We start from the raw sequence: 255 nt of genomic DNA, 5'->3' as shown, positions 1-255 counted from the left end.
AAAAAAGAAAAGAAACTTTACAAGAAGATATACCATTTATAGTAAATGGAGAAATGGAATATGTAACAAAGAAAATATCCAATGGAGAAATGGAAACTTTGGAGTTGAATAAGCCACTTGGTGAAATGATGACCTTTAGCTCGACTTCAAATTTAAAAGAGTTATTAAGAAAAGTTGTATTAGATGTTGAACTGGGCAGAGAGCAAGTACAACTATTATATAAACCAATATATGACAGTATAGCAGATTCTAATT

At 29.4% G+C, this 255-nt stretch carries 1 pseudogene; it reads left to right on the top strand.

From position 1 onward, the window contains the following. Positions 1 to 255 (top strand): annotated as a pseudogene (locus IC174_RS21525) (hypothetical protein); the annotation flags it as partial.

The sequence above is a fragment of the Clostridioides sp. ES-S-0001-03 genome (assembly GCF_020676075.1).
In the GTDB taxonomy this organism is placed as follows: Bacteria; Bacillota; Clostridia; order Peptostreptococcales; family Peptostreptococcaceae; genus Clostridioides.
Note: the sequence above shows the minus strand (reverse complement) of the source record. Positions and strands in the feature narration are given on the sequence as shown.